General features: G+C 33.1%; 2 protein-coding genes. Both read left to right on the top strand.

The features are described 5' to 3' along the window. Positions 1 to 155 (top strand): stage II sporulation protein P (locus tag KI369_RS28535; RefSeq protein WP_212959004.1); only part of this gene is annotated, 155 nt, incomplete at its 5' end. A 227-nt stretch (positions 156 to 382) separates the two neighbouring features. Further along, positions 383 to 511: copper homeostasis protein CutC (locus KI369_RS28530; RefSeq protein ID WP_274382499.1), on the top strand; the 129-nt coding region annotated here is incomplete at its 3' end.

Here is a 511-nt window from a genome sequence, read left to right as displayed (position 1 = left end):
GGAACGGAGTATATAATCAAGACCTTTCTCCAAATGCTTTACTTATTGAAATGGGAGGGGTAGATAATACACCAGAAGAACTGTATGCTTCCGTTGACGCATTAGTAGAAGCGTTTAGCCACTATTATAATGGAGTAACAAAGAAAAATAATTAAAGTATATAGGGGAAGCCTTGTATTTTTGTAAAATAAGAAGGAGTGACACCTAGTCAGAAGTGCTAGGGGTTACTCTTTTTTTGTAGAATATAAAATCACCAATAAACGTCATCAATTGAAAAAAATCTTTCTTTTCATTCTTCTTTTTACAGTTTTATAGGAGAAAGCTAGGTTTCTTATTTTTACTAATGTTATAATAAGAAAAAAGCACGAAAAGAGGTCATCTCATGCTAGAGGTTATTGCAACATGTTTAGAAGATGTGAAACGAATTGAACGAGCTGGCGGGAAGCGAATTGAATTAATTTCATCTTATACAGAAGGCGGTTTAACACCGAGTTATGCATTTATAAAAAAA

Source organism: Bacillus sanguinis (assembly GCF_018332475.1).
Classification (GTDB): domain Bacteria; phylum Bacillota; class Bacilli; order Bacillales; family Bacillaceae_G; genus Bacillus_A; species Bacillus_A sanguinis.
The sequence above is the reverse complement of the archived record's forward strand: the minus strand, read 5'-3'. Positions and strand labels throughout refer to the sequence as shown.